This is a genomic window from Kitasatospora sp. NPDC056531, assembly GCF_042794375.1.
In the GTDB taxonomy this organism is placed as follows: Bacteria; Actinomycetota; Actinomycetes; order Streptomycetales; family Streptomycetaceae; genus Kitasatospora.
Window position 1 is genome coordinate 53,291 of record NZ_JBHTTU010000020.1, and the last position, 13,649, is coordinate 66,939.

General features: G+C 75.9%; 9 protein-coding genes. 7 read left to right on the forward strand and 2 right to left on the reverse strand.

Annotation, left to right across the window (positions count from 1 at the left end):
* Positions 1-70: 70 nt before the first annotated feature.
* Positions 71-2,266, reverse strand: a complete 2,196-nt coding sequence (locus ACFQ87_RS19205; protein WP_380611963.1) for a RecQ family ATP-dependent DNA helicase — start codon at positions 2,264-2,266, stop codon at positions 71-73.
* Between the two features lie 229 nt (positions 2,267-2,495).
* On the opposite strand from ACFQ87_RS19205, the gene ACFQ87_RS19210 reads away from it, so the two are divergent.
* Positions 2,496-4,046, forward strand: a complete 1,551-nt coding sequence (locus ACFQ87_RS19210) for a DUF4192 domain-containing protein (protein ID WP_380611964.1) — start codon at positions 2,496-2,498, stop codon at positions 4,044-4,046.
* Positions 4,047-4,076: 30 nt separating this feature from the next.
* On the opposite strand, the gene ACFQ87_RS19215 is transcribed toward ACFQ87_RS19210, so the two are convergent.
* On the reverse strand, positions 4,077-5,390 hold the full coding sequence (locus ACFQ87_RS19215; protein WP_380611965.1) for an alpha/beta fold hydrolase: 1,314 nt from the start codon (positions 5,388-5,390) through the stop codon (positions 4,077-4,079).
* A gap of 742 nt (positions 5,391-6,132) precedes the next feature.
* Here ACFQ87_RS19215 and ACFQ87_RS19220 point away from each other — a divergent pair.
* The 6 genes from ACFQ87_RS19220 to ACFQ87_RS19245 all read left to right on the forward strand — a co-directional run bounded on the left by ACFQ87_RS19220 (position 6,133) and on the right by ACFQ87_RS19245 (position 13,246).
* Positions 6,133-8,256 carry a glycogen debranching N-terminal domain-containing protein gene (locus ACFQ87_RS19220; protein ID WP_380612008.1) on the forward strand — a complete coding sequence of 708 codons (2,124 nt, stop codon included), beginning with the start codon at positions 6,133-6,135 and terminating at the stop codon, positions 8,254-8,256.
* 181 nt (positions 8,257-8,437) lie between these two features.
* Positions 8,438-9,196, forward strand: a complete 759-nt coding sequence (locus ACFQ87_RS19225; protein ID WP_380611966.1) for an NUDIX domain-containing protein — start codon at positions 8,438-8,440, stop codon at positions 9,194-9,196.
* A 140-nt stretch (positions 9,197-9,336) separates the two neighbouring features.
* Positions 9,337-9,618 (forward strand): hypothetical protein, encoded by a 282-nt coding sequence (locus tag ACFQ87_RS19230; protein ID WP_380611967.1) that lies wholly within the window; start codon positions 9,337-9,339, stop codon positions 9,616-9,618.
* A 205-nt stretch (positions 9,619-9,823) separates the two neighbouring features.
* Positions 9,824-11,257, forward strand: coding sequence for an ATP-binding cassette domain-containing protein (locus ACFQ87_RS19235; RefSeq protein ID WP_380611968.1), 1,434 nt, complete (start codon positions 9,824-9,826; stop codon positions 11,255-11,257).
* A gap of 3 nt (positions 11,258-11,260) precedes the next feature.
* A complete protein-coding gene (locus tag ACFQ87_RS19240) occupies positions 11,261-12,166 on the forward strand; it encodes a hypothetical protein (protein ID WP_380611969.1) in 906 nt (301 codons plus the stop codon).
* A 147-nt stretch (positions 12,167-12,313) separates the two neighbouring features.
* Entirely contained in the window at positions 12,314-13,246 is a 933-nt protein-coding gene (locus ACFQ87_RS19245) for a FadR/GntR family transcriptional regulator (RefSeq protein WP_380611970.1), read from the forward strand.
* Positions 13,247-13,649 lie beyond the last annotated feature (403 nt).

Consider the following 13,649-nt stretch of genomic DNA (forward strand, 5'->3'; position numbering starts at 1 on the left):
TGTTAGGCCATTCGGGTGAGGGTGGTCGTGGCCGGAGACGGTCTACCCGCAGTGGTCGGCCGCGGCTCGCTCACCCCTGCACGGCCAGGACCAGGGGCAGCACCGCGCTCGCCCCGGCCCGGCGCAGCAGCCGGGCGGCCACGGTGACCGTCCACCCCGAGTCCACGAGGTCGTCCACCAGCAGCACCGGCCCGCCGGCCGCCGCCACCGCCTGCTCCAGCTCCGGCGGCAGCACGAGCGCCCCGGCCAGCGAGTGCAGCCGTTGGGCGCTGTTGCTGCGGGCCCCGTGCGGCGGCAGCCCGCCCGCGTACTCGATCCTCCCGAGCAGTGGCAGCCGCCCGATCTCAGCGATCCGCGCGCCGAGGCTGCCGACCAGCTGGGGGCGGGTGGAGCAGGCCATGGTCACCACGCCGACCGGCCGCTCCAGCCGGGTGCCCTCCGCCGTCGCCGGCCCGGCCCAGCCGCCCGGGCCGCGCGCCCAGTCGGCCAGCACCGCCACCAGCGCGTCCACCGCCTCGCCGGGCACCGGCACGTCCGGCGCCTGCTCGGCGAGCAGGGTGCGCAGCCGGTTGCCCCAGCCGATGTCGGACAGCCGGCCCAGCGCCCGTCCGGTCTCCGCCTGCTCGCCCGCCGGGATCCGGCCCTTGAGCGGCACCCCGAGCGCGTCCATCCCGGTGGGCCAGAGCCGGCGCGGCTCGAAGCTCACGCCCGGGCGGCCGAGCGCGGCCCGGGCCGCGGCCAGCGTCTCGGCCGAGACCTCCGGGGTGTGCAGCGGGCCCGCGCAGTTGTCGCACCGCCCGCAGGGCGCGGCCTGCTCGTCGTCCAGCTGGCGGCGCAGGAACTCCATCCGGCAGCCGGTGGCCGCCGCGTAGTCGCGCATCGCCCGCTGCTCCGCCTCCCGGGAGGCGGCCACCTTGGCGTAGCGGGCGGTGTCGTACTCCCAGCCCTGCCCGGTGGCCGTCCAGCCGCCCTTGACCCGGCGGACGGCGCCGTCGACGTCCAGCACCTTGAGCATGGTCTCCAGTCGGGCGCGGCGCAGGTCCACCCGGGGCTCCAGGGCGGCGGTGGAGAGCGGGCGGCCGGCGTCGGCCAGGGCGTCGATGGTGCGGCGCACCTGCTCCTCCGGCGGGAAGGCCAGCGAGGCGAAGTAGCGCCAGATCGCCTCGTCCTCCCGCCCGGGCAGCAGCAGCACCTCGGCGCGGTCCACCCCGCGCCCGGCCCGGCCGACCTGCTGGTAGTAGGCGATCGGCGAGCTGGGCGAGCCGAGGTGGACGACGAAGCCGAGGTCGGGCTTGTCGAAGCCCATGCCGAGCGCGGAGGTGGCGACCAGCGCCTTGACCCGGTTGGCCAGCAGGTCGGCCTCGGCGGTGCGGCGCTCGGCGTCCTCGGTGCGGCCGGAGTAGGAGGCCACCGGGAAGCCGCGCTCGCGCAGGAAGGCCGTCACCTCCTCGGCCGCGGCCACCGTCAGGGCGTAGACGATGCCCGAGCCGGGGAGCCGGTCGAGGTGGTCGGCCAGCCAGGCCAGCCGGTGCGCCGGGTCGGGCAGGGCGAGCACGCCCAGGGTGAGGCTCTCCCGGTCGAGCGGGCCGCGCAGCACCAGGGCGTGCTCGTCGGTGGTGCCGGTGCCGAGCTGCTCGGCGACGTCCGCGGTGACCCGGGCGTTGGCGGTGGCGGTGGTGGCCAGCACCGGGACCCCGGGCGGGAGGTCCGCGAGCATGGTGCGCAGCCGCCGGTAGTCGGGGCGGAAGTCGTGGCCCCAGTCGGAGATGCAGTGGGCCTCGTCGACCACCAGCAGGCCGGTGGAGGCGGCGAGCTTCGGCAGCACCTGGTCGCGGAAGTCCGGGTTGTTCAGCCGCTCGGGGCTGACCAGCAGGATGTCGACCTTCCCGGCGGCGACCTCGGACTGGATCTCGTCCCACTCCTCGGTGTTGGCCGAGTTGATGGTGCGGGCGTGGATGCCGGCCCGGGCCGCCGACTCGACCTGGTTGCGCATCAGGGCGAGCAAGGGGGAGACGATCACCGTCGGCCCGGCGCCGCGGGCGCGGAGCAGGGCGGTGGCGATGAAGTAGACCGCGGACTTCCCCCAGCCGGTGCGCTGGACGACCAGTGCGCGGCGGTGGTCGACCACGAGGGCCTCGATGGCCGTCCACTGGTCCTCGCGCAGGGCGGCGCCGGGGCCGGCCAGCTCACGGAGGACGGTCTCGGCCCGCGCCCGGACCTGGTCGCGGTCGGCGGTGGCGGTGGTGTGGATGTCGGGCTGCTGCATGGCGTCGATGTAACCCCATGGCGCCGACAAGGGGCGAATGCGGGTGAGGCACGGGAGCGGAAGGCGGAGTGGATTTCATCCGTTGATCCGCTGAACGGTTGTCAAAATCCACTCGGCGGAGTGGGTGTTGTGTGCTCCGAATGAGCGATGAGAAATTCGGGGGCCGAGTTATCCACAGGAAAAAAAAGACGTTCGGCGCCGTTGTCGGATTGCGTCCACTCTTGCGGCCATGAACGCGATGAACAACGAACACGTCATCCTGTCCCTCGGCCCGGCTTCGGAGCAGCGGCCGGTCGTCATGCGCGGTCCGGCCGACATGGCCGAGCTGTTGCCCTATCTCCTGGGGTTCTACCCCGACGACAGCATCGTCGCGGTCGGCCTCCAGGGCCCCGACCTGCACCAGGGCGGAGTCATCCGGGCGGACCTCCCGGCCTCGCCCGCGGACTGGCCCGCGGCGGCGGAGGAGACGGCCGCCCTGCTGGTCGCCCTCTCCGAGCGCCACGGCAGCCGCCCGCTCCAGGTGCTCCTCTACCTCTGCCAGGATCCGGTGACGGCGTACGCCCCGCCGGTGGTGGAGGGCCTGCGGCCGCTGGCCGACCACCTTCGGGCGGCCTTCGGGCGCAGGGGAGCGGCGGTCAAGGAGTCGCTGTGCGTCTCGGACGGCCGTTGGTGGTCCTTCCTCTGCGGCCGTGAGGGGTGCTGCGATCCGGCGGGCAACCCGGTGCGGCGCGGGCCCGATCCGGGCCCGGCGGCCGCCGCCGCGACGGTGGCGGGCCTGGTGCCGCGCGGCAGCCGCAAGGCGATCATCGGCGGGCTCGTCCCGGTCGGCCCGCCGGAGGACGCCGCCCAGCGCGAGGCGCTCGCCCGGGCCGAGGCCGCCGTCGACCCGGTCTCCCGCGAGCAGGGAATCGAACTGTTGGAGCAGGCCTTCGTCGAGTTCGCGGCCGGCGCCCGGGAACTCGACGAGGAGCGGACGGCCCGGCTGCTCCTCGCCCTGCGGGACCGCCTCACCCGGGACCGTGGCGTCGAGTACGTCCGGCCCGCCGAGCTCGCCCCCGCCGAGCGGCTCTGGCGCTTCCTCGCCCGGCGCGCCGTGCCGCCGTACGAGGGCTGTGCGGTGGCCCCGCTCACGCTGCTGGCCTGGGCCTCCTGGGTCGCCGGGGACACGGCGACCGCCCGGGTGGTGCTCGGCCACGTGCTGCGGCTCGCCCCGGGCTACCTGTTGGCCGAGCTGCTGTACGAATCGATGAACGACGGCATGACGCCCGGGGCGCTGATGGCCGCCGTCGAGGCCCAGCGACGGCGGCGCGAGGAGCGCGCGGGCAAGCCGGCCACCGAGCCCGATCCCGCTGTGGACGGAGCGCCTGGGCCGGGGCCAGCCCCGGGCACGGGCGCGGGCGAGGCCCCCGAGCGCCCCGAGGAGCGGCCCGGACCGGCCAGCGGCGGGCGTCGACGCCGACGGGGCGCCCGCCGGAAGGGCGCGGCCACCTCGTCGGCCCGGACCGATCGCGGCCCCGACGGGCCCAGTGGCCCCGGGAGCCTCGGCAGCTCCGCCGAGCCGGGGTCGGACGGGGGCGGGCCCGGGCCGGTGGCTCTGCTCCCGGCGTCGGGGTGTGGCCCGGTGTCAGGGGGCGGTCCGGCGGTCGGGCGGCGCCCCGCCCGGGGTGTGCGGCTCGGCCGGGCGACGGCGTGCGCGTCGGCCGCCGTCCGGTCCGGTGCCGGGCTCCATCGGTGCCGGGGCACCCGGCAGGCGGCGAGAGGGGACCGCCGTGCGCACTGAGCCGCTCGCCGCCCCGCCGGCCCCGAGCTGCTACACCTCGCCGTGGGCCATCTTGATCAGCCGGTCCAGCACCTTGCCGCCGCTCACCCGCAGGCCGTCGTGCTCCCACTCGTTGGTGATCCAGGTCCGCAGGCCGCGCACCGCGCGGGCGGTCGCCAGCGAGTCGGCGGTGTCCACGTACATGTCGTCGTGGTACACCGCCGCCACGACCGGCACGGTGTTGGCGACCAGCCGGGCCGGGTCGTACAGGTCGGGCCAGTCGGTGCGGGCGGCGAGCAGGTCCGCGGTCTCCTTCAGCGGGCGCAGAGCCGGGTCGGTGTCGAACATCCAGGGGTAGATCATCTCCCCGGTGAACAGCACCGGGGCGCCGGACTCCAGCGAGGCCCGGGCATCGAACTGCGGGAACTCCTTGCGGACCCGCTCGGCCGACCAGCCGGTGCCGCCTTCGTCCACCGAGCGCTGGCCGTAGATCGACTCGTGCAACACGGCGTAGAGCGGGCCCTCGGCGAAGGAGAGCCGGGCCTGCACGCTGGCCAGGAAGGTGTCGGAGAGCTCGGCCCCGGCCGGGCCCTCCACCCAGGCCTCCTCCAGCAGGTAGTGCAGGGCGCCGGAGCCGCTGCCGCCGCCGAGCATGAGTCCGAGCGACTGGAAGGCCTCGACGGTCAGAAGCCCGCCACCGGGCAGGGCGGTGGGGGAGGCGGCGAGGTGGGCGGCGATCCGCCGCACGGCCTCGACGTCCTGCGGGAATCGGGCGTAGTGGTCCTCGTTCTTGTTGACGACGCGAGGGTACGCGGCGCGGTAGACGTCGTCGGCCGAGCTGCCGAGGCCGGAGAGGCCGCCGGTGATGAAGGCCTCGGTCAGGCCCTCCGGAGCGAAGGAGAGGTAGGTGAGGGTGCAGAAGCCGCCGAAGCTCTGGCCGAGTACGCTCCAGCGCTTGTCGGCGCCGAGCAGCCGGTGGCGGATCAGCTCGGCGTCCCGCACGATCGAGTCCGCGCGGAAGTGCGCCAGGTAGTCCGCCTGTTCCTGCGGGCCGCCGCGGCGGGCGAGGGTCTGCCGGGTCGCGGGCGTGGACCGCCCGGTACCGCGCTGGTCGAGCAGCAGCACCCGGTAGTCGTCCAGGGCGCGGTCCAGCCAGGCGTCCCGGCCGAGCGGGCGGGCGGCCTTGCCGCCGGGCCCGCCCTGGAGGAAGACCAGCCAGGGCAGGTCGTCCTTCTCACGGCCGCAGGCCACCACCTCGCGGGCGTACACCTCGATCTGCTCACCGTCGGGGGCGGAGTGGTCGAGAGGGACCTGGAAGACGTGGTCGATCGTGACAATCCCGGGCAGCCGGCTGACGGTGGACATGCAACTCCTCGGTCTCTGCTGGTCACAGCGGTTGCGTCGCGGTTCACGGGGTCACCGGGTGCGGGCGCCGCGACCCCCGCACCGTATCCTGGCGGCGGTCGAGCACCGGTTCGACCATCCCCCGGTCGGGCAGCCTGCGGCGGCCGAGCCCCGCTCCGAGCGGTACCGGAGCCGGCCTCAGCTCATGGACGGTGACGGGCCCGCGGCGAGGCCCTGAGCAACGGCCCGGCGGAGGCCGGGGGAGGCGATGCGATGGACCGGCGGGCCGGGTGCGACCGGCGACCGCCACGGCGGGGCGTGACCTGGCGGCGGTGTGCGGCGTTCACCCCGGGGGCCCTGCGCCCGTACGGTGCCCGACCGACGCCCGGTTCCGGGCAGCCGTCGGCCCGCCCGGCGGTGCGGACCGGCCGAGCGAGACCGCCGGCCCGACGGGCGCGGGCCACGGGGGGCGCCACGATCGGGGCGTCCCCGGCAGGGCGTCACCGGCAGGCCCGGGCACCGGACCTGCCGGCGTGGCCGGGCACGATGACGTGCCCGACACGGAGGCGCGGCGCGCCGGTACCGGCCCGGTACCGCACGCCGCATGGCACGGCCCACCGTCGGGTACGGCCAGACACGGAACACCGCCGGCGGGAGAATCCCCGTCGGCCCGGCACCATCAGCACGCGATCGAGCATGCTCGCGGCCCACCGGCCCTGACCGGCCACCGGACCGCCGAGGGGAGGAGAGTCCGGTGACCGCCATGAGGCCACTACAGGCCATGCCGGCCGAGAGCGTGGTCGGCGCGCCCAGACCGGCCGGCCGGCCCGAGCAGATGCCGGTGTCCGGGCCGACGGGCGCACCCGTCGCCCAGGGCCGGCCCGCGGCCCCGCCGCGCCCCCAGCCCCCGGCCGTCCACCATGCCGTGCTCTGCGTCAACGCCCCCGCGATGGCCGCCTCCGGCCCCGACGGCCAGCTGCGCGGCCACGGACTGCACGGCTTCTACCGCAACGGCGTCCGGGTGGTCGCCCGGATGGAGCTGCGGCTCGGCGGCGCGGAGCCACTGCCGCTCCAGGGCACCCAGACCAGTGCGGCCCAGGCCCGCTTCCTCGGCGCCGTCCGCCTGCCCGGCGACCTCGACCCGGACCCGGCGCTCACCGTCGAACGGCTGCGTCACGCGGACGGCGTGGAGACCGTGACCGTGCGCAACACCGGCGCCCGACCCGCCCGGCTGCCGCTGGAGATCGCCCTCGGCACCGACCTCGGTCCGGTCGCCGAGATCGCCGCCGGGCACCGCCCGCCCGACCTGCCGGGACAGGTGCAGTCCGCCGGGCTGCGCTGGGCCGGCCCGGTGCACAGCGCCGTGGTCAGCGCCAAGCCCTCCCCGCACGCCGTCCTGGCCGGGGCCGGAGTGCTCCGGTGGGACCTGGAGGTCCAGCCCGGCGCCCGCTGGTCGGTCGAGCTGCGCGCCGAACTGGAGAGCGCCCCCGGGGGCCCGCGCCCGCCGAGTGGGCGCGGTACTGGCGTCCCGCTGCCCTGGGCCGAACCGGAGGTGCGCAGCGACGACTCCCGGACCGCCCTGCTGGTCGCCCGTTCGCTGGACGCACTCGGCGGGCTGCTGTTCGCCGACCCGGACCGCCCGACCGACCTCTACCCGGCCTCCGGAGCGCCCTGGCGCTTCGGCCTCGCCCCGGCCGACGCGCTCTGGGCGGCCCGGCTGACCCTCCCACTCGGCACCCGGCTCGCCGCCGGCACCCTGCGCGCGCTGGCCCGCCGTCAGCAGCTCGCCCCTGCCCCCGGGCGGGTCGAGGGCCTGCTGCCCGGCGCCCTGCGACACGGCGGCCCGGAGCTGCCGCCCACTTGCACCGCCACCGAGGCCACCCTGCTGTTCGTCACCGTGCTGGCCGAGGCCTGGCGCTGGGGGCTGCCCCGAGGGGAGGTCGCCGAACTGCTCCCGGCCGCCGAGCGGGCCCTGGCCACCCTGCGCGAGGGTCTGGTCGACGGCTTCGTCACCGACCTGAGCCGCCCGGTGGAGGACCGCGCCGCCCACCCGGTGGCCGCGCGCGCGGAGGTCCAGGCGCAGGCCCACCGCGCCGCCCTGCACGTCGCCGAGCTCCTGGAGGCCTTCGGCCGCCCGGGCGCCGAGGACTGGCGGAGCTGGGCCGCCGGGCTGCGCGGCCGCTTCCGCGAGCGGTTCTGGATCGACGACCTCTCCGGCGGCCGCCCCGCCGCCGGACTGGCCCCGGGCGGTCAGCCGCTGCCAGCCGTCGCATCCTCCCTGGTGCACCTGCTCGACACCGGGCTCGCCGACGGCGGCGGGCGGCACGAGAGCCTGCTGGACCGCGAGCAGACCAGGCTGCTCGCCCAGCGCCTGGTCGCGCCGGAGCTGGACAGCGGCTGGGGCCTGCGCACCCTCAGCGCCAAGTCCCCCCGCTTCAACCCGCTGGGCCACCGCGGCGGCGCGGTGCGGATCCACGAGACGGCGCTGGCGATCGCCGGACTCGCCGAGGCCGGCCACGAGAACGAGGCCGGCACTCTGCTGGAGGGCCTGCTCGCCGCGTCCGCCCATCTCGAGGGCCGGCTGCCGGAGATGTACGCGGGGGAGCAGCGAGCCCCCGGCTGCCCGCCGGTGCCGCACCCCGCCGCCTGCCGTCCGGCGGCGGTTTCCGCGGCCGGAGCCGTCCACGCGGTGTTCGCGCTCGCCGGGGTCCGGCCCGACGTCCCGGGCGGCCGGGTGTTGGTCCGCCCGGCCAGCACCGCCCCGCTCGGCGAACTGGAGCTGACCGGTCTGCGGGTGGCGGGTGAGCCCTTCTCGGTCCGGGTCAGCCGGATCGGCGTGGCGATGGTGGAGGAGGCATCAGCGGACCTTCAGCTGGTGGCCCGGTGACACCGGGCCCGACCGCGCCCGCCCGTCGGCCTCGGGCCTGCCCATCGGCACCGCGCGCCCACCCGCCACCAACGGCGCCCGCCCGTGCGCGAACCGTGTCCGGGTGGGCGCGGTCACCGGTGCTGCGCACCCTGTGCACGGGCCTGTGCTTATCGTCAGAGAGACGACTATGATCGTCGCCATGTCGCGTTACGATCCGTCGGCCTTCCCCCCGTTCGCTGTCACGGTTGACCTGGTGGTGCTGACGGTGCGCGACCACTCGCTCTGCGCCCTGCTGGTCAGACGGGGCGAGCCGCCCTACCAGGGGTACTGGGCGCTGCCCGGCGGATTCGTCCGCCCGGGCGAGGGCCTGGCCGAAGCCGCCTCCCGCGAGCTGGCAGAGGAGACCGGGCTGCGTGCCCACTCGGCCCCCGGCCACGACGCGGTCGGCCCCGGTGCGGCCGGTGCCCACCTGGAGCAGCTCGCCACCTACGGCCACCCGCAGCGCGACCCCCGGATGCGCGTGGTCAGCGTCGCCTACCTGGTGCTCGCCCCCGACCTCCCGACCCCCCGGGCCGGCGGTGACGCCAGCAGCGCCCGCTGGGCCCCGGTCGGCGAACTCCTCGGCGAGAGCCCGGTCGACGGCGTCCCGCTCGCCTTCGACCACGGGCTGATCCTGGCCGACGGCGTGGAGCGCGCCCGCTCCAAGATCGAGTACTCCTCGCTCGCGACCGCCTTCTGCCCGACCGAGTTCACCGTCGGCGAGCTGCGCCGCGTCTACGAGGCCGTCTGGGGCGTGGTCCTCGACCCGCGCAACTTCCACCGCAAGGTCACCGGCACCCCCGGCTTCCTGCTCCCCTCGGGCGGCACGACGACCCGTCAGGGCGGCCGCCCGGCCCAGCTCTTCACAGCGGGCGGCGCTACCGTCCTCAACCCGCCCATGCTCCGCCCGGAGTCCTGAGCACCCCGGGGCCCCGGAGCCGTCTCCGCAGGGCCGCCGAACGGCCCCGGTCCGGAGGCCGATGCGGTACCGCCGGCGCACAGTGTCGGTGGACGCTTCGGTCGCCGGACCAGAGCCCTTCGGACCTAGGGAGCCCCGTGATGGCCGTCGACGACATCTGTGCCAGACGGCGAGCCGGCATCGAGAGTTTGGTGGCGGACCGCAAGAGTCTCATCGCGACCACCACCAGAACCGAGCAGCAGTTGGCCGCCCTGAAGGCCGCGCATGCCGATCCGGCGACGATCGCCTCCGTGCAGGAGACGCTGAGCGCCGAGCAGGAGCAGTTGGCCGAGATCGCCGTCGCGGGCAAGGCCGCCGTCGAGGAGTTCCAGGGGGAGTGCGTCGACCAGCCGCTCCCGACGGGAGCCGCGGCCTTCCTGTGACGGCCGCGGCACCGGCCGCTGGCCGGGGCGCCGACGGTCCCCGGAACACGCGCGCCCGTGAATCGCAGGATCGGATTGTCCCCTGATCGGGTGAGGCGGGCGGCCGGTGGGCCCGTGGCGGTTCGGTAATACCCGGAATCGGCGGTGCTGGCCCCTAATGTGCTGGCGTCGAGCAGGTCGGCCGAGGGCATGGGAGCAGCCAGCGATGATCCAGATCACCGGACTGACCAGGGTGTATCGCAAGGGCGCCCCGCCCGCCGTACTCGATCTGACCTTCGACGCCCGACCCGGCATGGTGACCGTTCTGCTCGGCGACGAGGGGGCGGGCAAGTCCACGGCCCTGCGGCTGATGCTCGAGCTGGAACGCGGCCAGGGCATCACGCTCTTCAACGGCCGCCCCTACCGGCGGATCCGCCGCCCCGAGCGCGAGGTCGGCGTGCTGCTGCCCGGGCCGGGGGAGGGCGCCGCGGCGGTGGCCGGGCACCCGGGGCGCAAGGCGTCCGGCCACCTGCGGATGCTGGCCGCGGCCGTCGGCGTCCCCGCGCGGCGCGCCGACGAGCTGCTGGAGCAGACCCGGCTGGCCGCCGTCGCCGGGCGGCGGCTGCGTACCTTCTCGCCTGGCATGCACCGCAGGCTCGCCCTGGCCGCCGCGCTGCTCGGCGATCCTGGCGCGCTGCTGCTGGACGCGCCGACCGAGGGCCTGTCGCCGCGCAACGTCGAGTGGTTCCACTCCTTCCTGCGCTCCTTCGCGGTCGCGGGCGGGACGGTCCTGGTGACCACCCGCACCCCGCAGGAGGCCGCGCGGCTGGCGGACCGGGTGGTCACCCTGGACCGCGGCCGTCTGGTGGCCGACCAGCCGGTCTCGGAGTTCTGCCGGACCAGGCTCAGCCCCGAAGTCGCCGTCCGGGGGCCGCAGATGGGGCGGCTGGCCGACCTGCTGGTCAGCCACGGCGCCGAGGTGCGCCGGGACGGCGGAGCGGGCCTCGCGGTGGCGGGCATCGAGCGCACCGAGATCGGTGAACTCGCCTACCGCCACGGGATCCTGCTGCACGAGTTGGCCGACCGGGTGGTCGAGCAGCCGGTTCCCCGGGCCGCCCTGCCGGTCCCCTCCGGGCGCTCCGGCCGGCTCAGCCTCCAGCAGACGGCCGAAGCGGCCCCCGAAGCGGAGCCGAGCCCCGAGCACAGTGCGGACCGGTACCCGGAGCCGCACTCGGACCCGCACCCCGAGCCGACCCGCCAGCTCGTGGTCGCCGAGTCAGCTACTCAGGGCCGATCCCGGGACGACGCCTCCCTGCCCACCCGCGCGCTGCCCGTCGCCGCTGTGACGGCCGCCCTCCCGACCCTCGGCACGTCCGCCGCCGACCAGGCCGACCTCGCCCCCACCGTCGCCCTGGACCGGCTCGTCCGCGACCGGCCCGCCCAGGCGAGCACCGCCGCCCCGGCAAACGCCATCGCCCAGGCGAGCACCGCCGCCCCGACCGGCCCCGCCGCCCCGCCGGACGACTTCGCCCGCACCGAGGCCCAGCCCCCGCGCCGGCGCCAGAGCGCCGCCGACCTGCTCGCCGACGACACCGTCCGCCTCGGCCGCCTCACCACCAGCAAGGCCCCCACCACATCCGACGACCACCGGAGCGAGTGAACCGTGCGTGTCCTGGCCTACGAGCTGCGCCGCCTGCGCGGCCTGAGTTCCACCTGGCTGCTGCTCGCCGCCGTACTGCTCTGCGATGCCGTCGTGGCCGCCGTCCTGGCGAGCCAGGCCCCGCCCGGCCAGCTGGCCGGGCGGGCCGGGGTGCGGCTGCTGACCGCCGCCGTCCCGCTGATCCCGCTGCCCTTCGCGGCGTTCGGAGCCGGCGTGCTGGGCGCGCTCTCGTACGGCCACGAGGTGCGCCACCCGGGGCTGGCGGCCTCGCAGGTGGCGTACTCGCGCCGGGTGCGGCTGTTGCTGGCCAAGCTGCTGGTGGTCGCCCCGGTGGCGGCGCTGTTGGCGCTGGCCACCCTGCTGCTCGACACGGTGGCCGTGCACCTCGCGCTGCCGGCCGGGGTGACGGTGGCGGCCTGGTCGGACCCGGCCGCGCTCTCCGGGCATGCGTCCGGGGCGCCGGCCGCCGCCGGGCTGAACGCCCTCGGTGACCTGCCGGGCGTGTTCGTCCCGTTGGCGCTGGTGGCCGGGCACGGGGCGCCGGCCGCGCTGCTGGCCTTCGTCCTGCTGACCGTGGTGGCAGGCTGGACCGGCGTGCTGACCGCCTCGCTGACCCGCAGTGCCGCCGCCGGGGTGCTGCTGCTGTGTGCGCTGCCGCCGCTGCTGGAGTCCGGCGTGGCCCTGCTGCTGCGCTGGACCGATCGCCCGTGGCCGGGCCGGGCGGCCGAGCTGCTGCCGTTCCAGTCCGGCATCGAGTGGGCCTACGGCCTGGTGTACGGGGCAGCGCGCGGGGCGGCGGCCGGCAGCCCGGCGTTGACGGACCCGGCGTTGCTCGCGGCGGTCGCGGCCCCGCCGGCGGCCCTGCTGCTCGCGGCCCTGCTCGTCCAGGCCCGCCGCCGCGCGCTGTAGTACCTGAAGCGGGACCGCGGGCGGCGCAGGCACCGTGGGCGACCGGCAGGCCGCCCCGAACCACCAAGATCGACCAGCAGTGACCGCAATGTGCGGTTCTTCCTGATAAGAAGTCAATTATCCAGTCACGGTCGATCACCCTTTCGTGTGCTTTTCACGAGAATTCTCAAGCTGCGCCTGCCGATCGCCGACAAAGGAGGCGTGAGTACCCTTGCGCACCCCACCATGACCCCCGCCCGTTCCGCCGAAGGGCCCATCCCCGGCTCCGGCGACCTGGACCGCTTCTCGTACGCCGACCGGCCGACGCCGCCGGCGCCCCGCTGGGAGGGCGCCGAGTCCGACATCGCCCGGGTCGGCCGCAAGACCACCAGCAGCCGCGGTCGCGGTCTGCACGGCCAGCTGGTCCAGCAGCTCGGCCAGATGATCGTCTCCGGCGACCTCGGCGCCGATCGTCCGCTCGTGCCCGAGGAGATCGGCCAGCGGTTCGAGGTGTCCCGGACCGTCGTCCGCGAGTCGCTGCGCGTGCTGGAGGCCAAGGGCCTGGTCAGCGCCCGTCCGAACGTCGGCACCCGGGTCCGCCCGGTCAGCGACTGGAACCTGCTGGACCCGGACATCATCGAGTGGCGCGCCTTCGGCCCGCAGCGGGACGAGCAGCGCCGGGAGCTGTTCGAGCTCCGCTGGGCGATCGAGCCGCTGGCCGCCCGGCTCGCGGCCGGCCACGGCCGGGAGGACGTCCAGCAGCGGCTGGTCGAGCTGGTCGAGATCATGGGCCATGCCGCCGCTCAGGCCGACCTGTCCACCTACACCCGGGCCGACGCCGAGCTGCACGGCCTGGTCCTGCAGATGGCCGGCAACCGGATGCTGGAGCACCTGTCCGGGATCGTCTCCTGCGCCCTGCAGGTCTCGGGCGGCCCGGCGATCTCCTGCGAGCGGCCCTCCGAGTCCTCGGTCAGCCTGCACGCCCGGCTGGTCGACGCGCTGGGCACCGGCGACGGCACCGCGGGCGAGGCCGCGATGCGGGCGCTGCTCACCGTCCACCCCGAGATGGAGCCCTCCGTCCCCGCGCCCCGGGAGCACTGAGCGGGCTGTTCTCGACGAGCGGGCGCGCCGGGCGCGGCCCGCTCCCGCAGGGCCCTCCGGCCGCACCGCGCGGCGCAGCCGGAGGGCTTCTGCGCAGCGGTGGTGGCCCGAGAGCCCGCGACGGTCACCCGGCCCCGGCTCTGCCGTCCAGGTCCGCGGGAGGACAGCCCGGTACCGCGTCGTCGCAGCCCCCGGCCGCATGCCCGTCCATGACAACCGCCACATGCTCCGTCCATGACAACCAATTGCGGAGCGAGTGCGCGATGATGGATCCAGGCCCCGGGGCCGTGGGCGCCGAGCGGTGTGACCCGCGACACGAAGGCCATGCGTAACACTTGACGAGTAGCAGCGATGTGTCCTGAGCGGAAGCAGCTCCGGAATACTCCAACATGTCAGAATGCTG